Annotated in this window: 20 protein-coding genes, 1 tRNA gene and 2 pseudogenes; 12 read left to right on the top strand and 11 right to left on the bottom strand. The window is 62.2% G+C overall.

What is annotated here, in order from left to right:
• Positions 1–4: 4 nt before the first annotated feature.
• A complete protein-coding gene (locus AC2S2E_RS17145; protein ID WP_486523180.1) occupies positions 5–610 on the top strand; it encodes a hypothetical protein in 606 nt (201 codons plus the stop codon).
• Here the strand turns inward: AC2S2E_RS17145 and AC2S2E_RS17140 are convergent.
• The 3 genes and pseudogenes from AC2S2E_RS17140 to AC2S2E_RS17130 all read right to left on the bottom strand — a co-directional run.
• Positions 576–761, bottom strand: a pseudogene (locus tag AC2S2E_RS17140) (IS3 family transposase); the annotation flags it as partial. The gene AC2S2E_RS17145 and the pseudogene AC2S2E_RS17140 overlap by 35 nt on opposite strands.
• Positions 762–777: 16 nt before the next feature.
• Positions 778–1,836, bottom strand: a complete 1,059-nt coding sequence (locus tag AC2S2E_RS17135; RefSeq protein WP_486522625.1) for an IS110 family RNA-guided transposase — start codon at positions 1,834–1,836, stop codon at positions 778–780.
• Between the two features lie 192 nt (positions 1,837–2,028).
• A pseudogene (locus AC2S2E_RS17130) lies at positions 2,029–2,969 on the bottom strand (IS3 family transposase); the annotation flags it as partial.
• Positions 2,970–3,138: 169 nt separating this feature from the next.
• Here AC2S2E_RS17130 and AC2S2E_RS17125 point away from each other — a divergent pair.
• A complete protein-coding gene (locus AC2S2E_RS17125; RefSeq protein ID WP_486523179.1) occupies positions 3,139–3,348 on the top strand; it encodes a hypothetical protein in 210 nt (69 codons plus the stop codon).
• Between the two features lie 125 nt (positions 3,349–3,473).
• Here AC2S2E_RS17125 and AC2S2E_RS17120 read toward each other — a convergent pair.
• Positions 3,474–3,548 (bottom strand) — tRNA-Val (locus AC2S2E_RS17120).
• 112 nt (positions 3,549–3,660) lie between these two features.
• On the opposite strand from AC2S2E_RS17120, the gene AC2S2E_RS17115 reads away from it, so the two are divergent.
• Positions 3,661–3,957 carry a DUF3297 family protein gene (locus AC2S2E_RS17115; RefSeq protein ID WP_486523178.1) on the top strand — a complete coding sequence of 99 codons (297 nt, stop codon included), beginning with the start codon at positions 3,661–3,663 and terminating at the stop codon, positions 3,955–3,957.
• Positions 3,958–4,029: 72 nt separating this feature from the next.
• On the opposite strand, the gene AC2S2E_RS17110 is transcribed toward AC2S2E_RS17115, so the two are convergent.
• Positions 4,030–4,707 (bottom strand): CHAP domain-containing protein, encoded by a 678-nt coding sequence (locus AC2S2E_RS17110; protein ID WP_476104665.1) that lies wholly within the window; start codon positions 4,705–4,707, stop codon positions 4,030–4,032.
• Between the two features lie 233 nt (positions 4,708–4,940).
• Here AC2S2E_RS17110 and der point away from each other — a divergent pair, with 233 nt between their 5' ends.
• Positions 4,941–6,326: a ribosome biogenesis GTPase Der gene (gene der / locus AC2S2E_RS17105; RefSeq protein ID WP_476104666.1), complete on the top strand. Its 1,386-nt coding sequence runs from the start codon at positions 4,941–4,943 to the stop codon at positions 6,324–6,326.
• Between the two features lie 76 nt (positions 6,327–6,402).
• Here der and AC2S2E_RS17100 read toward each other — a convergent pair whose 3' ends face one another.
• Entirely contained in the window at positions 6,403–7,755 is a 1,353-nt protein-coding gene (locus AC2S2E_RS17100; protein WP_486523177.1) for an SPOR domain-containing protein, read from the bottom strand.
• A 310-nt stretch (positions 7,756–8,065) separates the two neighbouring features.
• On the opposite strand from AC2S2E_RS17100, the gene AC2S2E_RS17095 reads away from it, so the two are divergent.
• The gene (locus tag AC2S2E_RS17095) at positions 8,066–9,262 is read left to right on the top strand and encodes an SPOR domain-containing protein (protein WP_486523176.1); all 1,197 of its coding nucleotides are present in this window, start codon (positions 8,066–8,068) and stop codon (positions 9,260–9,262) included.
• Between the two features lie 4 nt (positions 9,263–9,266).
• A complete protein-coding gene (locus AC2S2E_RS17090; RefSeq protein WP_486523175.1) occupies positions 9,267–10,523 on the top strand; it encodes a DUF418 domain-containing protein in 1,257 nt (418 codons plus the stop codon).
• Positions 10,524–10,559: 36 nt separating this feature from the next.
• On the opposite strand, the gene AC2S2E_RS17085 is transcribed toward AC2S2E_RS17090, so the two are convergent.
• The gene (locus AC2S2E_RS17085; RefSeq protein WP_486523174.1) at positions 10,560–11,306 is read right to left on the bottom strand and encodes an EF-hand domain-containing protein; all 747 of its coding nucleotides are present in this window, start codon (positions 11,304–11,306) and stop codon (positions 10,560–10,562) included.
• Between the two features lie 171 nt (positions 11,307–11,477).
• On the opposite strand from AC2S2E_RS17085, the gene recO reads away from it, so the two are divergent.
• The 3 genes from recO to AC2S2E_RS17070 all read left to right on the top strand — a co-directional run bounded on the left by recO (position 11,478) and on the right by AC2S2E_RS17070 (position 14,468).
• Positions 11,478–12,104 carry a DNA repair protein RecO gene (gene recO, locus AC2S2E_RS17080; RefSeq protein WP_486523173.1) on the top strand — a complete coding sequence of 209 codons (627 nt, stop codon included), beginning with the start codon at positions 11,478–11,480 and terminating at the stop codon, positions 12,102–12,104.
• Positions 12,105–12,117: 13 nt separating this feature from the next.
• Positions 12,118–13,176, top strand: coding sequence for a 3-isopropylmalate dehydrogenase (gene leuB, locus AC2S2E_RS17075; protein ID WP_486523172.1), 1,059 nt, complete (start codon positions 12,118–12,120; stop codon positions 13,174–13,176).
• 149 nt (positions 13,177–13,325) lie between these two features.
• Complete coding sequence (locus AC2S2E_RS17070) at positions 13,326–14,468, top strand: glycosyltransferase (RefSeq protein WP_476104675.1); 1,143 nt, start codon at positions 13,326–13,328, stop codon at positions 14,466–14,468.
• A gap of 117 nt (positions 14,469–14,585) precedes the next feature.
• Here the strand turns inward: AC2S2E_RS17070 and AC2S2E_RS17065 are convergent, their stop codons facing one another.
• Positions 14,586–15,848, bottom strand: coding sequence for a phospholipid carrier-dependent glycosyltransferase (locus AC2S2E_RS17065; RefSeq protein WP_486523171.1), 1,263 nt, complete (start codon positions 15,846–15,848; stop codon positions 14,586–14,588).
• A 93-nt stretch (positions 15,849–15,941) separates the two neighbouring features.
• Here AC2S2E_RS17065 and AC2S2E_RS17060 point away from each other — a divergent pair, with 93 nt between their 5' ends.
• Positions 15,942–17,150: a trans-sulfuration enzyme family protein gene (locus AC2S2E_RS17060; protein ID WP_476104677.1), complete on the top strand. Its 1,209-nt coding sequence runs from the start codon at positions 15,942–15,944 to the stop codon at positions 17,148–17,150.
• Here the strand turns inward: AC2S2E_RS17060 and AC2S2E_RS17055 are convergent.
• Positions 17,147–17,575 (bottom strand): DUF6628 family protein, encoded by a 429-nt coding sequence (locus AC2S2E_RS17055; protein WP_476104678.1) that lies wholly within the window; start codon positions 17,573–17,575, stop codon positions 17,147–17,149. The two genes, AC2S2E_RS17060 and AC2S2E_RS17055, sit on opposite strands and share 4 nt — an antisense overlap.
• A gap of 174 nt (positions 17,576–17,749) precedes the next feature.
• On the opposite strand from AC2S2E_RS17055, the gene apaG reads away from it, so the two are divergent.
• Together apaG and AC2S2E_RS17045 are read left to right on the top strand one after the other, a co-directional pair.
• Positions 17,750–18,163, top strand: coding sequence for a Co2+/Mg2+ efflux protein ApaG (gene apaG, locus AC2S2E_RS17050; RefSeq protein ID WP_476104797.1), 414 nt, complete (start codon positions 17,750–17,752; stop codon positions 18,161–18,163).
• Positions 18,164–18,214: 51 nt separating this feature from the next.
• Complete coding sequence (locus tag AC2S2E_RS17045; protein ID WP_476104680.1) at positions 18,215–18,997, top strand: LysR family transcriptional regulator; 783 nt, start codon at positions 18,215–18,217, stop codon at positions 18,995–18,997.
• Positions 18,998–19,000: 3 nt separating this feature from the next.
• On the opposite strand, the gene AC2S2E_RS17040 is transcribed toward AC2S2E_RS17045, so the two are convergent.
• Positions 19,001–19,510, bottom strand: coding sequence for a hypothetical protein (locus AC2S2E_RS17040; protein ID WP_486523170.1), 510 nt, complete (start codon positions 19,508–19,510; stop codon positions 19,001–19,003).
• A 334-nt stretch (positions 19,511–19,844) separates the two neighbouring features.
• Positions 19,845–20,627: a 3-hydroxybutyrate dehydrogenase gene (locus AC2S2E_RS17035; RefSeq protein ID WP_476104682.1), complete on the bottom strand. Its 783-nt coding sequence runs from the start codon at positions 20,625–20,627 to the stop codon at positions 19,845–19,847.
• Positions 20,628–20,660: the final 33 nt, after the last annotated feature.

The following is a 20,660-nucleotide window of genomic DNA, read 5'->3' as shown; positions in this document are numbered from 1 at the left end:
ATTGATGACCGAGACACCATCCACAGAAGTTGCCCTGATTGAGCAGGAGGCGAAGGCCGCACCCCTGCAGGGAGAGGTTTTCACCTTTGGCGATGCCGAGAGCGTTCTCGACCGGCGCGACCTGTCGGCCTATTTCGAGCTTTGGCACAACGGGCGCTGGTATGAGCCGCCTTTGCCGATGGGCCGCTTGGCGCAGGTCTTCAACGTCTCGCCCTATCACCGCAGTGCCGTGGCCCTGCGCGTCAATCTGCTGGTGCAGCAGATGGTGGCTTCGCGTTGGCTGGGCGGCGAGGATTTCGAGCGGTTTGCGCTGGATTTCGTCCAGATGGGCAATGCCTATCTGGAAAACGTGCCGAACATGTCTGGGCGGATCGCCGCGGCCAAGCACAGCCCGGCGGTGCATACGCGGGTGGGCGTGGCGGCGGACACGTTCTGGTTCGTCAACATGGGGCTGGGGCAGGAGCACCAGTTCGCGCCGGGCCGCGTGTTTCACCTGATGCAGCCCGATGTGGCGCAGGAGATCTATGGCCTGCCTGAATGGACTTGTAACGGATTTGTGCCGGTCACCTATCTCACTATGCCACCTTGGCCTCGAATGCGAGGGGGCTGATGCCGCCCAGATATGAATGGCGCCTACGTGGGTTGTAGAAGCCGTTGATGTACTGGAAGATGGCGGTCTCGGCCTGACGCCTGGTTGGCCAGGTTTGGCGCCAGAGCACCTCGGCCTTCAGGCTTTTGAAGAAGGTTTCGACAGCCGCATTGAGGCTCCTATATTTGTCAAGCATCTGCCGAGGCTGTTTCCGGGCGACACAGGTGAGTGAAAATTTCGCGGACTATGTAGCGTTTGAGGCAGCGGATGATCTCGCGGTTGCTTTTGCCGTCCTTCTTACGTTTGCTGACATAAGCGAGAGTTGGCGGATGGTTGCGCATCCGTACGATCGCGACACGATAGAGCGCGGCATTGGCTTGCCGACTGCCGCCGCGATTAAGCCGGAAGCGGTTGGTTTTGCCACTCGACGCCGGGATTGGACAAACGCCGCAGAGCTTGGCGAGCGCGGATTCGGAACGGATCCGGTTAGGATCGTCGCCGACCAGGATGAGCATCTCTGCCGCTGTCATCGTGGCGATTCCGTGCGCTGCGATCAATGTCGGCGCGCGGGCGACGACGAGTTGTTCGAGCGCCTTGTCATGCGCCTGGATTTCATCGTGCAGCGCGAGCCAGCGTCGCGCTAGGGCGCGCATAGCGGCTTTGGCCGACGCGGTGGTCGAGGTGAGTGCACCTGGCCTGAACGCGGCGATATGCCGGATCAGTGCGATTTTGCCGCTGATCTGATCAAGACCGTCGCGAAGCGACGCGGGCGCATTGATGATCAAGGTTTTCAGCGTCACCATGGCCTGTGACCGGCTTTTGACGGCCGTGTCGCGAGCGATCTTAAGGTGCCGGATCATCTCGACCGACCCGCTGTGGGTTTTGGGTTCGGCGATCGCTTGCCCGGCTAGCACGGAACGGGCTGCTCCCTCGGCATCCAAGCTGTCAGTTTTGCCGTGCTGATAGCGCAGCTGTCGATTGGGTCGCGTTACCTCGACGACCTTGTGCCCTTGGGCAAGGAGGTGACGCGACAAGCCAGCACCATATGATCCCGTTCCTTCGATACCAAAGGCTGTGATCGCGCCGATCGCACACGCCCAGTCTTCGAGCGCAATATAGCCTTTGGTTGTCGCCGGAGCCGAGAAGGCTGCCAGGCGGCTGCCTTTGGTATCGATTGCCACAGCGACATGCGTGGCCTTGTGCGTATCGACGCCGATGATTACGGCGTTGGTCGTTATGTCGCTCATGTCCTGTCCTCTCTGCGCGGTGCCCGGGCACCGCACAGAGAGGACAGGACTGTGAAGGGGCGAACCCGTCAGGCTCCTATAAAGTCACATCTCGCCCGTTGCCGGGGCGACCTGATGGCCGACACGTCAACGCAATGACACGCGGTCAATCGTAGCATGGGTCAGACCATCAGGCCGCAGCAGGTTATCACAGTCGTAGCAATTACCTTTGCCCGACATCGAGGGCCGTAAACCGTGGGCCAGCAGTTTTTTCTGGAAGTCGTAAGAGCAATATTGGCTGCCGCGATCAGAATGGAAAATGCAGTCCTTGGGCGGTTGACGCAGGTTTATGGCCATTTCCAGCGCCCTGATTGCCAGGTCTTTCTTCATCCGGTCGCTGACTGCCCAACCAACGACACGCCGACTGAACAGATCAATGACGACAGCCAGATAAAGCCAGCCCTCGGTGGTCCATATATAGCTGATATCGCCTGCCCATTTCTGGTTCGGCGCAGCGGCCAGGAAATCCCCGTCCAGCAAATTGGGGGCAACGCCAAGGTGGTGTTGGCTATCGGTGGTAACCTTGTGGCGACGGGTGCGAATTGGCCGTATCCCATGGATCTTCATGAGCCGTCCCACACGACGCTCGCCCACATCGAGACCCGCCTCTTTGAGCTCCATGGTCATCCGGGGCCGACCATAAGTACCGCGGCTCAGGGTGTATTGCTCGCGGATGTGCGCCAGCACCTTCAGATCTGTGCGATCGCGCTGGCAGGTCGGGCGTGACGCCCATGCCCGATAGCCACGCGTAGACACCTGCAAGACCCGGCATAGGCCTTCAACCGGCCAGCGATCGCGGTGCTCATGAACGAACGCAAACCTCACGATTTTTGGCTCGCGAAGAACTGCGTTGCTTTTTTTAGAATGTCCCTCTCCTCCTTGAGGATACGGTTTTCCAGGCGCAGGCGCTCATTCTCACGGGCCAGATCGGCCTGTGGCTCCGCCACCAAATCTGTCGGGCGATAGTGAGCAATCCATTTGCCAAGCGTCGACTTGCCGACCCCCAAATCCGCGGCAACCCGCTCCCGTGACAGCCCGCTGGTCAGCGCGATCCGAACCGCCTCTCGCTTAAAATCTTCACTATGCTTCATCATCTCGTCGGTCTCCTGTTGCGAGCATAAAACGCTCAGGTGACCGGCACAAATCCGTTACAAGTCCACAAATCGCTCAAGCCCGCGAAAGGGCTGGGCCAAGGCCTGCAAGCTGGCAGGGATCGATTTGCTGCCATTTCATGGCGCTGGCCGTCATGGTTTCAGGCAAGAGATGAACGTCCGGCAGGGTATCGACGAGAAGGCCGCTGGCGAATTCGGCGGATGGTCGGACACCAGCCTCATGCGGAAAACTTATACCCACGCCGAGAAGACGGCGGAGAAAATTCACGAAGCGCAACTGCGCGGCCTGCGTGCCGCAGAAGAGCGCACCAAGCTCACGCTGTTCGGCGTTGGAGCCGGTAAAAGGAAGGGAAGGGCGTGATGGCCGTGTACGGGATTTGTACGGGCTCGACCCGAAATGAGGCGTTTGTTCCCGTTATTTTCCGTTTTGAAAATTTTTCCGGGAAAATCCGTCTCCATAAAATCCCCTTATTTCAGAGGGTTTTATGGTGGGCGCGACAGGGATTGAACCTGTGACCCCACCCGTGTGAAGGGTGTGCTCTACCGCTGAGCTACGCGCCCGCTGGCATGGATGGCGGCTTCATCAAGAAGCGACTTCCGTTGCCGGGAGCCGCGCCTCTAAAGGGGTTTGTTTGCGTTGACAAGTGGGTATTGCAATTTATTTCACGCAACCATGACTGACACCGAAAACACCCCGGCCGCCATTGGCGATACCCCCCCCGATCGCCTTGCCATCAACCCCAAGAGCCCGTTCTTTGACGCTGAAAAGCTTCAGCGCGGCATCGGCATCCGCTTTAAGGGCGTGGTGCGCACCAATGTCGAAGAATATTGCATTTCCGAAGGTTGGGTCCGCGTTCAGGCCGGCAAGAGCTTTGACCGCAAGGGGCAGCCGCTGACCATCAAGCTGAACGGCCCGGTTGAGGCATGGTACGAAGATCTGGGCGAAAACGCGCCCACCATCTCGGCCTGATCCGCGAATCGAAAAAGGTCCGGGTTTGCGCCCGGACCTTTCCCATCGACTGCTACTTCGAATTTCTTGGATTCAGCGGCGCGAATAGGCCGCGATGATCGCCCCGATGGGGTCGCCCAGATAGCCATGGCCCGCGCCGTGATTGACGGTGGACCATCCACGGCCCGAAACCGCTTTGGCCGCGCCGTTGTTGTAGATAAAGCCCGCCACCGGCCAATGAGTCGTGCCCAGACCGCCCAGCGGCTGATACCACACGCGCACTTCGCTCCAGTCATTGCGGGGCGAAACGTCGGTGGCCAGAACATTGTCCTCAATCTGTCCACGCTCGCCGCCCAGCGGGCTCCAGTTTGCGTGACGGACCAGGATTTGGCGCGAATCGATGATCCGGCTGACCGTTGCGACATGGCCCAACACCATCGCGCCATAGGGTTTGAACGCCATCACCGCGCCAACGCGGGGGGAAAAACCGCGCTGATAACGACCGGCGGCCTGTTCCCACCATGTATGGGCGTCGCCGTAAAGCTGGATGCCCGACACCTCGCGGGCATAGGGAACGCATTGCAGGAAGCTGCGGCTGACGGGGGCTGCGATGACATTCTGGCTGCGCGGCACAATCCGGCCATTTTTGCTGGCCAGATCGGTAAAGGCCACGGCAAAGCGCGTTGGGGCCGGGGTGCGACCTGCGGCATGGGCGGCGGGCGATCCGAAAATCGGCCCCATCATCAGTGCGATGGCCAAAGCCTTTGCCATGGATCTGGCTGGCTGTGTGATGAGGTTCGTTCCCGACATGAGACATGTTTATGGGTGCGCAGGTTAGGGCCGGGTCGCAGGACATAGTTACCAAGTGGGTAACCATAAAATTCGCAAGTTGGAGGCCCACGCGGCCAAAACGCCTCAATTCGGGCCATTTGCCGCCCCATCCGCGCCTTTGCCCGCGCCGTTTTGCTTGCCAAGAGCGCGATCTTGTGAGCATGGCTTTGCCCATGTCCCGTCAGATTATCATTATTGGCCGACCCAATGTCGGCAAATCCACTTTGTTCAACCGCCTCGTGGGTAAGAAGCTCGCGCTGGTGGATGACCAGCCCGGGGTGACTCGCGACCGCCGTTTTGGTGAGGCGAGCCTGCTGGGCCTGGATTTTACCATCGTCGACACCGCCGGTTGGGAGGATGATGATCCATCCAGCCTGCCGGGCCGTATGCGTGCCCAGACCGAGGCCAGCCTTGATGGCGCGGATATCGCGCTGTTCGTGGTGGACGCGCGTGCCGGTATCACCCCGCTGGACGAGGAAATCGCCCGCTGGTTGCGTGAACAGCCGGTGCCGGTGATCCTTTGCGCCAACAAGGCCGAAGGGCGCGCGGGTGAGGGTGGTTTGTACGAAGCCTTCAGCCTTGGCATGGGCGAACCCGTGGCCATCAGCGCCGAACATGGCGAAGGCATGGGCGACCTGTTCGAGGCGCTGCTGCCTTTCTTTGAAGGGGATGAGGAAGAGGAGGAATTCGCTCCCTTTGATCCCGATGACGAAGAAGCCGTCAATGCCGCCCCGCTCAAGCTGGCGATTGTCGGTCGCCCGAATGCGGGTAAATCGACGCTGATCAATGCGCTGCTGGGCGAAGATCGCCTGCTGACCGGGCCGGAGGCCGGGATCACCCGCGATTCGATCGCCATCGATTGGCAATGGACCGATCCCAAGACCGGCGAGGAGCGCCCCGTCCGTCTGATCGACACCGCCGGTATGCGCAAAAAGGCGCTGGTGGTTGAAAAGCTGGAGCGTATGTCCGTGGCCGACGCGCGCCGCGCCATCGACTTTGCCGAAGTGGTGGTGCTGCTGCTCGACGCGACGCGAGGGCTGGAGCATCAGGATCTCAAGATCGCCAGCATGGTTCTGGAAGAAGGCCGTGCGTTGATGATCGCCATCAACAAATGGGACGTGGCCGAGGATGCTTCGGGCCTGTTCAACGGTATCAAGGCGGCGTTGGATGATGGTCTGGCGCAGGTGCGCGGCCTGCCGCTGATGAGCGTGTCGGCCCGCACCGGCAAGGGGCTGGATCAGATGTTGAGCGCGGCCTTTGAATTGCGCGCGGCGTGGAGCAAGCGCGTGCCGACCGCGGGCCTCAACCGCTGGTTCGACGATGCACTGGCCGCCAATCCGCCGCCGGCCCCCGGTGGCAAGCGGATCAAGCTGCGCTATATCACCCAGGTCAAGACCCGTCCGCCCAGCTTCGTGTTGTTCGGTACGCGCCTGGATGATCTGCCGATGTCGTATCAGCGTTATCTGATCAATGGCATCCGTCGCGAACTGGGCTTTAACGCAGTGCCGGTGCGCCTGACGCTGCGTATGCCGAAAAACCCGTTTGCGCCCAAGAAGTAAGCGCTTCTTTCCGGCCAACAAAAAAGGGCTGTTCCCGGTGGGGAGCAGCCCTTTTTGCTGTGTGGAGCAGGCCGGATCAGCGCTTGGGCGTGACCATGGCCAGAACCGCCGATTGGGCCAGATTGCCGGAATGGGCAAAACAGGCCCCGCCGCTCTTGCGGATGGTGGCGCATTTGTTCGACGCGGTGTTGGCGCTTAACCCATTGACCGATACGCGCCAGAACTGGCGTTGATCGACCGTCGCCTTGGTGATGGCCACATCGGCGTCGGCAAAGGACTTTTCACGGGCGAGGAAAGCCTTCTTGGCGCGCAAGGCGTTCTTTTCCGACAGAAACGCGCCCAATTGCATGACATGCGTGCCAGAGGCGCCGCGCGGTTCGCCAACCTTGGCGGGCTTGGCCGAGGCCATCTTGACCGCTGAAGGCTTGGCCTTGGCGCGAGGGCTTTGCGTCGCCATCACGGCGGCGCGCGGCGCGGGCATGGGCGTGGCGATGGCGTGGAAAACCGGGGCGGGGGGCGTTACCGCTTCGCTCTGCGCAATGGCGGGCAATTCGGCCTGCTGGGGCGCGGGATCATGGCTTTGCAGTTCGCGGGCGGACCACTGGCTGACCGGCAATTCTGGCGCAGGCGCGGCAGGCGCTGCGGCCGCCACCACTGGGGCGCTCATCGGGGCGGGCTCGGCCGAGGCCATCTGCACCGGGCTCTCGCCCTTATTCAGCGCCAGTTGCATTGGTTGGCCCGCATCATCGGCCATGCCTACGCCCAAAAGGCTGGCTACGCGCTGACGGCTGGCTTCGGGGCGGGCGATGGCGGCCCATTCGGTCATCCGCTCGTCCACCTTGTCGGCGGGCAGGTCCATGGCCACGATCGTGCGCGCCTCGGTCCATCGGCCCGCCAGCGCATAGGCATAGCCCAGATTGGCGCGCAGCTTGTCGCTCTTGTCCCCGGCGCGCAGGGCGTCGGCCAGCAGGACCGAACCCTTGTCCGCTTCGCCGGCCAGAGCCAGCGCAAGGCCAAGGTCGGCCACGGGAATCACGTTATTGCCCATTTCCAGCGTGCGCAGCGCGGCGTCATTCTGCCCGCTGCCGATCTGGGACAGGGCAAGGGCCAGCAAGGTGCGGCCCGAATTGTCGCCCAGCGATACCGCATCGGACAGCGCGGTCGCCGCCGATTGGAACCGTCCATTTTTCAGATAGGCGCGGCCCAGCGTGGCCCGCAGCGAGGATTCGCGCGGCGATTGGGCCACCGCCGATTCGGCCAGATCGATGCCCTTTTCCCCCTGACCCTTGGCCAGAGCGGTTTCGACCGCCTGCGGTTTGACCTTGGTGCGGGCCATGGCCGGTTGGGCCAGCGTGCCGGCCATCAGGGCCAGAGCCAGCGAGAGCGGGGCAGCAGCGGTGTGAAGAGCAAGCGGACGGCGCGCGATCATGGTCGGCTCCTGAATGGGACTCGGGCGCGCAGGGCCATCCGTGGCGGTGTGCCAAAGGTGAAAAGGCAATCTTTTCATGTGGCTATGTGCCCCGCGCATCCCGACCTCATGGTGGGATTTCTGGGGAAAATACTGGCAGATCGTTCCTAAATTTGAGTTAACGAGAAGGTAGTAACCTCGGTGGTAAGCATAAGTGGGCCAACGGGGTGCAGGCTGGCAGGCGATGCCAATTTGTGCAAAGAGGCCATTGGATAGGCGTGGGTGGCGCGTGATGCGTTGCCAAGGGGATCGGACGATGGGTTTCTCTCTGATGCGTAAGGGTTTGCTGGCGGCGGGTGTGATGGCTGCAACCTTTGCCGCCCCGGCGCTGGCCGATGTAAAGGCGGGGGTCGATGCGTGGACCCGTGGCGATTTTCCGGCCGCCGTGCGCGAATGGCAACCCTTGTCCGACAAGGGCGATGCCGATGCGCAATTCAATCTGGCGCAGGCCTATAAGCTGGGCCGCGGGGTGCCGCAGGACCTGACCCGCGCCGAAATGCTTTATGCCAAGGCGGCATCGCAGGGCCATCTTCAGGCGGGCGACAATTACGGTCTGCTGCTGTTTCAGCGAGGCCAGCATGCCGCCGCCTTGCCCTATATCCGCGCCGCATCGGACCGGGGCGATCCGCGTTCGCAATATCTGCTAGGTCTGGCCTATTTCAACGCCGACGTGGTGAACAAGGATTGGGTGCGGGCCTATGCGCTGGAAAGCCTGGCCGCACAGCCGACATCGGGCGCGCCGGGGCTGCCCCAGGCCAAGGCTGCGCTGGCCGAGATGGACAAATATGTGCCGATCGAGGATCGCCAGCGCGCGATTTCGCTGGCCACCGAATTGGCCGCGCAGGTCGAGGCCAATCGCCAGCGCCAGTTTGCCGCCGCCGATCTGGGCACGCCCAATACGCCGGTGACCGGCCCCGCGCCGACGCGCCCGGTGGCCGCGCGTCCCATGCCGACGGGCATGGCCGGGGCGATGACGCCGCCTGTTCCCCGTGAACCGACGCCGCGTGAACCGGCATTTCGTGAATTGGCGCCCCGCGAATTGGCGCAACGCGAATTGGCCCAACGTGAACCGGTCCCGCGTGCCAGTGTCGCCGCGCCCGTCGGATTGCCGCCGGCACCCATGCCGCGCACGGCCATGGCGGTTCAGGCGCGGTCCGCTCCGGCGCCGGTTGCCACGATGGCCCCGCCGCCCAAGCCTGTGCCTGCGCCCAAGCCGACTGCGCCCAAGGCAACCCCGGTTGGTGGGCCGTATAAATTGCAATTGGGCGCATTCGGCGTGGCGGGCAATGCCGACGCGCTGTGGGCCAAGGTCAAGTCCATGCCCGAAATCTCCGGTCACCCGCGCGTGAATGTGCCCACTGGCAAGGTCACGCGTCTGTTGGCCAGCGGTTACAGCGAAGAGGGCGCGCAGGCGGCTTGTCGCAAGCTGTCGGGCGCGGGGCTTGGCTGCATGGTGGTCAAGGACTGAACATTTGACGCAAGTTAGCCGCGAGCGCATCGCCACGCTGGATCTGGTTCGCGGTTTTGCGGTTCTGGGTATTGTCGCGGTCAATATCGCGGGCTTTGCTGGGCCGCGTTTGGCCACCTTGACGCCGACGCTGCTGATCGCGCAGGGCGCGGGCTTTGCCTATGCGCCGGCCTCAGGCTTGGACGAGGCGGTCTTTGCCGCGATCCTTGTCCTGTTCGAAGGCAAGATGCGGGCGATCTTCACGATGATGTTCGGCGCCTCGATGCTGCTGTTCATCGAAAGGGCGGAAAGTGCGGGGCGCAACGGGCTGGTGCTTCAGGCGCGGCGGCTGGGGTGGCTGCTGCTGTTTGGTTATCTGCATTATGTGCTGCTGTGGTGGGGGGATATTCTGTTCCTCTATGCGGCCTGCGGCTTTATTGCGCTGGGGCTATGCGTGTTTTCGAACCGGGCGCTGTTGATCGGCGCGCTGGCGGGCTATCTGCTCTGGGCGGTGATGGGTGGTCTGGGCGGTTGGCCGATGGTTCTGGCCGAAGATCATGTGCGTTTGGGCGTGGCCACGGCGGCTGAAGCCTCCGGCCTGAAAACCGCGCTCGGCGATAGTATGGTGATGATGCGCGGCGATGTGGCGCAGGCGCAAATGGGCTTTGTCGCCATGGCGCATGACAAGCTGGTCCACGCGCCGGGCTGGCCTTTGGTCATGCTGTTCGCCAGTTTTGGGGAGACTTTGCCCCTGATGCTGATCGGCATGGTTCTGTATCGCACCGGCTTTGCGCAGGGTTTGGTTTCGCGGCGGATGTTGTGGATCGTGGCGGTGGTGGGGTTGGGCCTTGGACTGCCGATGGCGGCGGGGATGACGCAATGGGCATGGGCGCGCCATTATCCGCCTGTGGCCATGGGTGAATTGATGGCCAATTGGGCTGCGCTGCAACATGTGTTGATGGCTTTGGCCTATTATGCGCTGATCCTGCTGGCCGCGCCTTCCTTGTTGCGCGGCTGGTTGGGCGCACGTCTGGTGGCGGCGGGGCAAATGGCCTTTACCAATTACATTGCGACCAGTGTCGTGCTGGCGGCGCTTTTCTATGGATGGGGGGCGGGGCTGTTTGGCAGGATCGATCATGCCGGGCAAATGGGCCTCGTTCTGCTGGTCTGGGCCGCGATGCTGGGGTTGAGTGCGCCTTGGCTGGCGCATTATCGGCAAGGTCCGCTGGAATGGCTGTGGCGATCGCTGGTCGAGCGTCGGGCATTACCCTTTAAGCGATAAACGCCGGAAGGTTTCCCTCCCGGCGCCTGATCGGATTTAATTGCCGCCGCCCATTGGGGGCATTCCGCCCGGCGGAGGGCCATCTTGTCCGCCGCCGCGACGCCCGCCGCCCATCGGAGGCATCCCGCCGCCGCGACCGCCGCGCATCGCCTCGATTTCCTCGCGGCTCAGGAACAGGTCCTTGTTGGTGTCGGCCTTGTCGAAACGGGCGCGTTCATAGGCCTGCAATTCGGCAAGGCTGATCCCGGCGTCATAATCGACATTGGCTTTGGCAATTGCCACCGGCCCCAACGGTTCGACCGCCATGCGCAGCGCCATGTCGCGCTCGCCTTCGCCCAGATCGGGGAAGATGGCGTCGGGCACGATTTCGGCGAATTCACCGCCATCCTCGGCGATTTCCGCGCTGCTCTTGCGGCTTTCCCATGCGATGAATTCGGCCTCGTCAATGCGACCGTCGTGGTTGGCGTCCACCTCGACAAAGCGTTTGTGGATCAGCGCGTTGCGGCGGCCCGTAATCACGCTTTCAAATTCGGCCATGGTGACCATGCCATCTTTGTTGGCGTCCGCCACGCGGAACATGGATTCCACCGCCGCCTCATATTTCTTGAGCGCGATGGGCTTCATGTCCTTGGGGCCGCCACGCGGGGGGCTCATGTCGCCGGGGCCGCCGATGTCACCGCCGCGACGGCCGCCGCCACCGCCCATGCCACCCATGCCACCGCCGCCCATGCCGCCCATTCCCCCCATGCCGCCCATTTGGGCCATGGCGGGTGAAGCAGCCATCAAGGGCGCGACCAAGAGCGCCGCGGCCATCAAAGTCAATCTGTTGCGCATATTTCATCCCGGACCAATGCGAAGCCCTCCCCATAGCATGCCTGCCCGTTAAAAGATTGCGGGCAGATGAACAGAAGGCCATGTTTTGCGTGGGGCGGGATTTTGCTCTAGCCCGGCGCGATGCATATTCGCGCCCATGCCATTTTATGTTCCGCCCGCCCGCATGGAGAGGTGGGCGTCATTGCGCGCCTGCTGACCGCCGATCACGGGATTGTGGCGACCTATGTCGCGGGGGGGCGGGGGCGTGAATTGCGCCCGGTACTGATCCCGGGCAATGAGCTGGCCGTGGATCTGCGCGCCCGGATCGCGTCCCAGATGCCCGCCGCCAAGGTAGAATTGGCGGTCAGCCGCGCGCCTTTCCTGACCGAACCTCTGCCTGCGGCGGCGATTGGCTGGGTTACGGCATTGTCGGCGACATCCTTGCCTGAACGTCATGCCTATCCTGCGCTGTACGATGCGATGCGGGCTTTGCTCGACGCCATATGTCACGCTCCATCGGCGCGGGGATGGGCGCCGGCGCTGTTGGCCTATGAGGCGCTATTGCTGCGCGAATTGGGCTATGGCGAGCGGTTTGGCGCGGGGACGGATGGCCAACGCATGCTGGATGGCGGCGCATGGGATGCGGTTTTGGCCCGTTTCGATGCGCTCGGCCTTGCACTTTCGCGCTATCTGCTTGCCGATCGGCGCGGCGATGTTATGGGGGCGCGCGATATATTGCGCCAGCGTCTGGGGCGCATGGCAGCTTGAAAGAGGTAGAGCCATGAAGATTGCGGTTTTCGCCGGTGACGGTATCGGCCCCGAAGTGACGGCACAGGCCGTGCGCGTTTTGGACAAGCTGGCGATTGCCGGTCTTGAAATGGTCGAAGGCGACGTGGGCGGCGCGGCTTACTATAAGCATAGTCACCCTCTGCCCGAAGCGACCAAAGACATTGCGCGCAGCGTGGATGGTATCCTGTTTGGCGCGGTGGGCGATTTTTCCTGCGACCATCTGGAGCGCGCGCTGCGCCCGGAGCAGGCCATTCTGGGCCTGCGCAAGGAACTTTCGCTGTTCGCCAATCTGCGCCCCGCCACGCTCTTCCCCGGCCTTGAAGGTTTTTCGGCGCTGCGTCCCGAAGTGGCCAGCCAGATCGACCTCTTGATCGTGCGCGAGTTGAACGGCGACGTCTATTTCGGCGAAAAGGGCATGCGCACCCTTGAGGATGGCCGCCGTCAGGGCTGGGACATGATGTCCTATGCCGAGGATGAAGTGCGCCGCATCGCCCACGCCGGTTTCAAGGCCGCGCAGGGCCGCAAGGGCAAGCTGTGCAGCGTGGACAAGGCCAATGTGCTGGAAACCAGCCAGTTGTGGCGCGATGTGGTGATCGAGGTTTCGGCCGAATATCCCGACATTGAACTGTCGCACATGTATGTCGACAATGCCGCGATGCAGTTGGTGAAATCGCCGGGTCAGTTCGACGTGATCGTCACCGGCAATCTGTTCGGCGATATCCTGTCGGATCAGGCCAGCATGTGCGTGGGTTCGATCGGCCTGCTCGCCTCGGCCTCGCTGGGTACGCGTCAGACCGAATATGGCACCGTCGGCTTGTATGAACCCATCCATGGCAGCGCCCCGGACATTGCGGGCCAGAACAAGGCCAACCCGATGGCGACGATCCTGTCGGCGGCTATGCTGTTGCGCCACTCGCTGGGGCTGGAGGCGGAAGCTGCGCGGATTGAAGCGGCGGTGGCCAAGACGCTGGCCGACGGCATTCGCGGCGGCGATCTGGGCGGCGACGCATCGACCAGCGCGATTGGTGATGCGGTTCTCGAGAGGCTTTAAATTTGGACAATTGCGCCCTTGCCATGTTTTGAACAAGGTTTGGGCGCAATTGGATCAGGTTTTCCGGGGGGCGATGTACCCGGCAACATGCCGAATGGGCGAGAGCGGGGGCTCCGCCTGATCGTTCGGCTTTTAAAGCTTCAGGAATTATGAGTCAGACTTTGCAACTTGCCATCGTAATGCCCACGCTGAACGAGAGGGGTAATCTGCGCCCTCTGGTCGCGCGGCTTGACGCCGCGTTGAAGGGCATCACGTGGGAGGCTATTTTCGTCGATGACAACAGTCGCGACGGCACCGCCGACGAGGCGCGCGCCATCGCGCTGGAAGATCCGCGTATCCGTTGTATCCAGCGCATTGGCCGCCGCGGTCTGGCCAGCGCCGCGATCGAGGGTATGTGCGCCACCGCCGCGCCGATTGTCGCGGTGATGGACGCCGATCATCAGCACGATCCCAAATTGCTGCCGGGCATGTTGGCCGCGATTGAATCGGGCGAATATGATCTGGCCTATGCCAGCCGTTTTGCCGAAGGTGCCAGCACCGAGGCATGGGGCCGCCCCGACCGCGTCAAGGCCAGCGGCTTTGCCAATGCCATTGCGCGCAAGGTGACGGGCGTTGACCTGTCAGACCCGATGAGCGGCTATTTCATGCTGCCCACGGCCACTTTGCGCTGTGACGCGCATCGGCTTTCGGGTGTGGGTTTCAAGATCCTGCTCGACATTCTCGCGACGGTTGATACGCCGCTGCGGGTTAAGGAATTCCCCCTGGACTTTGCCGCCCGCGCGGATGGTGAAAGCAAGCTGGATCGGACGGTTGTGTTTGAATTTCTGATCGGTCTTTACGACAAGTGGCTTGGCCGCATCATCCCGACCCGGTTCGCGCTGTTCGGCACGGTGGGGGCGCTAGGCGTGGTGGTACAATTCGCCATGCTCTGGCTGATGCTCAGCGTCGTTCTGGGCGAACGCTTCGTCTATGGCCATTGGTCGAGCGATGAGACGACCTTCAATATTGCCAATACGCTTGCCGCTGTTGTTGCGATGACGTTCAACTTCGTGCTGAACAATGAACTGACCTATGCCGACAAGCGTTTGCGCGGGTTCTGGCCGCTGTGCAAGGGTTGGGCGCAATTCGCGCTGACCTGCTCGCTGGGTCTGTTGACCAATATTGGCTCGACCGCGGCGTTGAAGCGTATGCATATCCACGACGTGGTCGCGGTGCTGGTGGGCATCGTGCTGGCGTCGGTGTGGAATTTTGCGCTGTCGAACAAGTTCGTCTGGGGCAAATACGGCAATTGATCACACGGCCCTATTCTCCGGCCCTGACACTCAATCGAGTAAACTCTTGGGTGGCAGGGCCGGGGGAGAAGGCTGGTGCCGTATGAAATTCACCTCTTTCGGCGAATTTTCAAATCATCACCGCCAACTGGCCAGCCACATCCAGTCCTCGAAACTGGCAACGCCTTTGTGCAGCGTTGCGGCCGAGAGGATGGGGAAGAACCAGGAAAAGACGCCCAGCGACAGCACCAACATGCCGATCGCCTCGCGTCGCCAGCGTTGCCCCCGCGCGCACCAGAAATCATCAACCACCAGCCCCAGCGCCCCCATCATAAAGGTGCCGGGCAAAAGATAGTGGTAATAGAACTGGACCGGTTTGTTCCCCACGATCCACAGGCCCAGTGATCCGGCATAAAGCGCGACCAGAACCAGCGGCAGCCAAGCGCCGCGCATCAGCCCATTCCACGCCGCCCAGACCAGCGCCACCAGCCCCGCAATCATCGTAAACGGATTGCCGATCAGCATGACGCCGCGCTGCGCCCCATCGGTCACTTCATACAGATACCAGATCGCCCGCCAGTTGATGATCCACTGGCTCCACACGCTTTGATAGGGGTGGTGCTTGGTCACGCTGCTCTGCAATTCCAGCATATGGCGATGCCACCCCACCGGATCGAGCACCGGCACCGCATCGCGCAGGGTCAGGAATCCGGGCAGGAACGTCAACCAATAGACCAGCATCGGCATCAGGATCAGCGCGCCGAACAATTCGCGCGACCGCAAAGCCGGCACGATGGGGCGATGGCCCGCCGCCCAAGCCCACCCCCGCGCGGCCATCGCCAACCCCGCCACGACAATCCACACCGGCAAGACGCTCCACTTGGCGCCAAGGCTGAGGCCCAAGGCAACCCCTGCGGCCCAGACACGCCATCGCGCGCCATCACCATGCGCCATCGCCCCGGCCAGCATCCACAGTGCCACCATCGCCAGCCCCGCCATCACCATGTCGAGCATCGCGATCCGGCTTTGCACATACCAGGCGAAATCCGTGGCGAGCAGGACCATCGCCGCCACCGAGGCCATCGCCCGCCCGCTGGCCAGCCACATGGCGCGGCCAAAGGCCCACAGGCCGACAATGCCGCACAGCGCCGATGGCAAACGCCAGCCCAGTGGCCCATCGCCAAACAGGCGGATCGAGGCCGCGATCATCGCCTTGCCCAGCATGGGGTGTTCCGGGTTGGCCGGATTGCCCGCGATCATCGCGCGGGCTGCGGGGACATAGTGGATTTCGTCAAAATAAAGATGCGACGGAATGGTCAGGCGAAAAAAGACCAGCCCGGCAAACAGCAGCGTGACAAGGATCTGAAATGCCCACGGGTCGGACTGCGGTTTTGCAAACATTGCCGCAGGCTAGATCGCTGTTCATACGGGCGCAACCGGCCTTGCGCTGGATACCCTTGCTCTTGCGCCGTGCCGGTTCTAGAGCAAGGCCCCATGAAAAGGGACACTGGACAGGATCGCAAGATCACCCGCAACTGGCGCAGCGCGACGCAGGCCGTGCGCGGCGGCACATGGCGCAGCGAACAGGGCGAAACGTCCGAGGCCATCTATATGACCTCTGGCTTTGCCTATGACAGCGCCGAAACCGTGGCCGACCGTTTCGCGGGCAAGATTCCCGGAATGACCTATTCGCGCACGTCGAACCCCAGCGTGCAGATGCTGGAGGAACGCATCGCCCTGATGGAAGGGGCCGAGGCATGCCGTTGTCAGGCCAGCGGCATGGGCGCGATGTCGAGCGTATTGCTGTGCCAGCTTTCGGCGGGCGACCATATGGTCATCGCCAAGGCTGCCTTTGGCCCCACCCGCTGGGTGACGGACAATCTGTTGCCGCGTTTCGGTATCGAGGTCACCGCCATCGACGGGCGCGACCTCAATCAGTGGCAGGACGCCATTCGCGACAATACCAAGCTGTTTTTCTTTGAAACCCCGGCCAATCCGACGATGGATCTGGTCGATATTGCCGAAGTGTCGAAGATTGCCCATGCGCGCGGCATTCGCGTGGTGGTGGACAATGCCTTTGCCAGCGTCGCTTTGCAGCGGCCTTTGGATCACGGCGCCGATGTGGTGGCCTATGCCGCGACCAAGCTGATGGATGGTTCGGGTCGGACGCTGGCGGGCGCGGTGGCGGGCGACGCCAATTTCATCAACACGGTGCTGCATCCTTATACGCGCAACACCGGCAATGTGCTCTCGCCCTTCAACGCTTGGGTTGTGCTCAAGGGGCTGGAAACGCTCGAACTGCGTGCCAAGGCACAGAGCGATGCGGCGCTGGAACTGGGCCGCTGGCTGGAGGCGCGTTTGCCGCGGGTGCTGCACCCCGGATTGGAAAGCCATCCCCAGCACTATCTGGTCAAAAAGCAGATGTATGGTGCCGGTTCGATCTTCTCGTTCGAGGTCGATGGCGGGCGCGAGGCGGCGATGAAGCTGCTTAACGCGCTGCAACTGATCGATATTTCGAACAATATCGGCGATACCAAATCGCTGATGACCCACCCGGCCAGCACGACCCATTCCTCGATCTCGCCCGAAACGCGCGCAGCGATGGGCGTGACCGAGGGCATGGTCCGCATCAGCGTCGGTCTGGAAGATCTCGAAGACCTCAAGGAAGACCTCGACGGCGCCCTTAAGGCCATCGGGCTTTAATCAAGGCTCAGGACGCGTCCTGAATCGACAAACGCGCTGGCCAGCACGCGGGTGGTGGCCAGCAAGCCTTCGATGGCGGGCGCATCGGTCAATTCGCGCAAATGCTCGCCCGCCTGCGCCGGATCCTGCGCCGCGCAGGCCATGGCGCGCAGCAGCGAATTTTCCGCAGGCGTCATGCGGGGCGCACAACAAGGTGCAATTTGGATCGGTTGTCGCGTGGTTTGCGACACCTCCATCAACAAGGCCCGCATCAGCACCAAGGGCTTGCGGAAATGCAGGCCGAAATGTTCCAGCATCAACATCGTTACATAGGCATCGTGCAATCCGTGGATCGCCATGCGGCGCATCGCCACCAGAACGGCGCGTGTGACGCCATCCTGCGGCACGGCATGAGGGAGGATGCGGGCCAGATGCGGTTCGTTCATGGGGAAACTCCTGAGCGTTGAACCACCATTTAACGCTATTGCGAGTGAGTTGCAATAATGAGCTTGGCAAATTTGCGACGGACCGATGCTCGGAACCGGCGCAAATGACCCCAAAGGCCCGTTGCGAAGCGACAAAAGCAGCGCTACTTTGCGCATATGTCAGACCGATCCTTCATCAAGGAACTGTTCCAGCACGCCGCCACCACCCATGGCGTGACCGTGCGGGTGGCCGTTAACTTCCTGCCCGAACAATCGCGGATTGAGGCGGGCAAGTGGTTCTGGGTCTATCATATCCGGATTGAGAACGACTCGGATCGTATCCTGCAACTGGTCACGCGCCATTGGCGGATCACCGACGGGCGCGGCGCGGTCAATCTGGTCGAGGGTGAGGGCGTTGTGGGCGAAACCCCGGTGCTGCACCCCGGACAGAGCCATGACTATGTGTCGGGTTGCCCGCTGGCCACACCGCAAGGCAGCATGGAGGGCTATTACACCTTTCGCGAGATTATGGGTGATGGATCACAGGGCGATTCGGTTCTGGTGCCGATCCCGCATTTCCCGCTGGCCGCGCCGGCTACGGCTGGCTGATCGCTGAAACCGCGCTTGACGTCGGCGCGTCCCGGCGTAACAACCCCCGCCATGAAGCGTACCCATCTTCCGCTCAACGCCTTGCGCGTGTTTGACGCTGCCGCCCGCCATTTGTCCTTTACCCGCGCGGCCGACGAATTGGCCGTGACGCCCGCCGCCGTGGGCCAGCAGATCCGCGCGCTCGAGGATTTGCTGGGCGTTGTCCTGTTCCGCCGCACGACCAAGGGGCTGGAACTGACCGACGAGGCGCAGGCGGGGCTGGAGCCTTTGCGCGCCGGTTTCCTGCAATTTGAAGATGCGGTGCAGGCGATGCAGGCGGGGCAATCCTCGCATGTTTATACGATTGCCGCCCCGCGTGATATTTTCGCGGCATGGCTGGCCCCGCGTCTGGCCGCGTTCCGGGCCGCCAATCCCGACATCCGCGTCGTTCTGGTCGATGGCGACGCCACCGATTTCACCGAGGCCAATCTCGATCTGGCGCTGCGCCTGTCCGAAGGTCCGGGTGATCTGGAAGGCGTGGCGATTGGCGAAGCGCAGCAGACCGTCGTGGGTGATGGCGAATGGATCGCTTGGCCTTGTGACCCCAATCCGGCCGGTGACGGGATCGAGGCGGGCCTGCATGTGGGCGACGCGGGACAGGCGATTGCCGCTGCTGCCGCCGGGCTTGGCCGCGCCCGCGTACCCTTGCTGTTGGCGCAAGGGTGGCGCGATCTGGGCCGCATTCCCGGCTTTGGCGAACCCGAACCGGCGCGCAAGGCCTATTGGCTGGTCGCGCCGCTGCCCCAATGGCGTCAGAAAAAGGTCAAGGCGCTGGTCGCTCACCTGACCGCATAAGGGTCAATCGGCGCGTTCCATCCTGCGTTGGACATGGCTCAATGCGTCGAGCTGGGCGCGCAACCGGCGGTTCTCGGCGCGCAATTGCGCCATCTCCGTGCGTTCGCGCATGGAGGGTTCCGCCACTTCGCTGCGAATAAGGCTACGCGGTGGACGGGGCAGGGGGCCCCGTTTCTTCTTCACGATAAAGCCCGCCGCCACCATGCGGCCAAAACTGTTGAGCCATTCACCAATCGCGGCGACCAACCCGACCGTTGGTTTGGCGAGCGACTGGTTACGCGGCAATGGGCCTTCCGGTTCAGGACGGACTGGCGCCGCCATGATCGGTGGCGGTTCGTTGCAAACCAAAGGTTCGTGAACAGATGGCAGCGGGATGGCTGGTACCTCTGCTGCCTCCATCGTCGCAACCTGCGGCAGGTGTATGACAGGGTGGGGCTGGACATGCCTGTGCCGCCGCCCGTTGGTCTTTTTGGCGCGGGCCATTTTGGGCATGGGGACGCTGGTGATGGTCACCCCGATCCTAGGTGGGGGCACCAGCCCCTTTGGAAAACTGGGTGGGTTTTGCGATCTCCTGCGGGATGGGCCCGGACCGGGAGTGTTGCGATAGGTGCCTTTTCCGCCTCTACGCTTGGACATCTTATCCCCCTATGGAAAGGGATGGGAGATGTTGGCAGGTTTGGGGAGTGCCGGGCCTGCCCTGTCGATCTGGTTTTTGTTAACCATCTCTTGGCGCCAGATTGGCATGATCGGCAAAAGGCATGAAATAGAAACGCATCGGCTTTGGACCAGAATTCCGGGCCAAAGCCGATGGCGCATCTTGCCAAAAACGTACGGTTTACCGGGAGTGTTACTCCATCACCCAACCATGGCTGGCAATTAGGGACTGGCCCGTAAGCGCATTGGTGGGGAAGGAGGCGAAAAACAGCGCCACTTCGGCGATATCTTCGATTGTCGTGAATTCGCCATCGACCGTCTGGCCCAGCATGACCTTTTTCACGACCTCATCTTCGGAAATATTCAGCTCTTTGGCCTGTTCCGGAATCTGCTTTTCCACCAAAGGTGTCAGCACGAAACCGGGGCAAACGACGTTGGAACGGATGCCCTTGGTGCCATTTTCCTTGGCAATCGCGCGCGACAGACCCATCAGGCCGTGCTTGGCCGTGACATAGGCGGATTTCAGCGGGCTGGCGACCTTGGAATGGACCGAGCCCATGAAGATGATCGCGCCCGACTTCTGCTTCTGCATATGGGGCAATACGGCCTTGCTGGTTAAGAAGGCGCCGTCCAGATGGATGGCCAGCATCTTTTTCCAGTCGGCATAGGCAAAATTTTCAACCGGATTGACGATCTGAATGCCCGCATTGGACACCAGCACATCGACCGTGCCCCATTTTTCCACGACCTGCGCGACGCCTGCGTTGACCTGATCCTCGCTGGTCACATCCATGGCGATGCCGATGGCCTGTCCGGGGCCGGCCGCGTTCAATTCGGCGGCGGCCTTGTTGGCGGCGTCAAGGTTGAGGTCGGCAAGCGCGACCAGCGCGCCTTCGGCCACATAACGCTTGGCGATGCCCAGACCAATGCCGCTGGCCGCGCCAGTGACGATGCAAACCTTCTTGTCGAGTGTCATTGCAGGCTTACTCCTCTTGTCATCTCATCATGG

The sequence above is a fragment of the Novosphingobium sp. 550D genome, assembly GCF_057401885.1.
This window is presented reverse-complemented; position numbering and strand designations above follow the sequence as displayed.

Coding starts and splice junctions, on each gene's coding strand:
- AC2S2E_RS17145 (WP_486523180.1), top strand. CDS start 5: ATGACCGAGACACCATCCACAGAAGTTGCCCTGATTGAGCAGGAGGCG.
- AC2S2E_RS17135 (WP_486522625.1), bottom strand. CDS start 1,836: ATGAGCGACATAACGACCAACGCCGTAATCATCGGCGTCGATACGCAC.
- AC2S2E_RS17125 (WP_486523179.1), top strand. CDS start 3,139: ATGAACGTCCGGCAGGGTATCGACGAGAAGGCCGCTGGCGAATTCGGC.
- AC2S2E_RS17115 (WP_486523178.1), top strand. CDS start 3,661: ATGACTGACACCGAAAACACCCCGGCCGCCATTGGCGATACCCCCCCC.
- AC2S2E_RS17110 (WP_476104665.1), bottom strand. CDS start 4,707: ATGGCAAAGGCTTTGGCCATCGCACTGATGATGGGGCCGATTTTCGGA.
- der (WP_476104666.1), top strand. CDS start 4,941: ATGTCCCGTCAGATTATCATTATTGGCCGACCCAATGTCGGCAAATCC.
- AC2S2E_RS17100 (WP_486523177.1), bottom strand. CDS start 7,755: ATGATCGCGCGCCGTCCGCTTGCTCTTCACACCGCTGCTGCCCCGCTC.
- AC2S2E_RS17095 (WP_486523176.1), top strand. CDS start 8,066: ATGCGTAAGGGTTTGCTGGCGGCGGGTGTGATGGCTGCAACCTTTGCC.
- AC2S2E_RS17085 (WP_486523174.1), bottom strand. CDS start 11,306: ATGGCTGCTTCACCCGCCATGGCCCAAATGGGCGGCATGGGGGGAATG.
- recO (WP_486523173.1), top strand. CDS start 11,478: ATGCATATTCGCGCCCATGCCATTTTATGTTCCGCCCGCCCGCATGGA.
- leuB (WP_486523172.1), top strand. CDS start 12,118: ATGAAGATTGCGGTTTTCGCCGGTGACGGTATCGGCCCCGAAGTGACG.
- AC2S2E_RS17070 (WP_476104675.1), top strand. CDS start 13,326: ATGAGTCAGACTTTGCAACTTGCCATCGTAATGCCCACGCTGAACGAG.
- AC2S2E_RS17065 (WP_486523171.1), bottom strand. CDS start 15,848: ATGTTTGCAAAACCGCAGTCCGACCCGTGGGCATTTCAGATCCTTGTC.
- AC2S2E_RS17060 (WP_476104677.1), top strand. CDS start 15,942: ATGAAAAGGGACACTGGACAGGATCGCAAGATCACCCGCAACTGGCGC.
- AC2S2E_RS17055 (WP_476104678.1), bottom strand. CDS start 17,575: ATGAACGAACCGCATCTGGCCCGCATCCTCCCTCATGCCGTGCCGCAG.
- AC2S2E_RS17045 (WP_476104680.1), top strand. CDS start 18,215: ATGAAGCGTACCCATCTTCCGCTCAACGCCTTGCGCGTGTTTGACGCT.
- AC2S2E_RS17035 (WP_476104682.1), bottom strand. CDS start 20,627: ATGACACTCGACAAGAAGGTTTGCATCGTCACTGGCGCGGCCAGCGGC.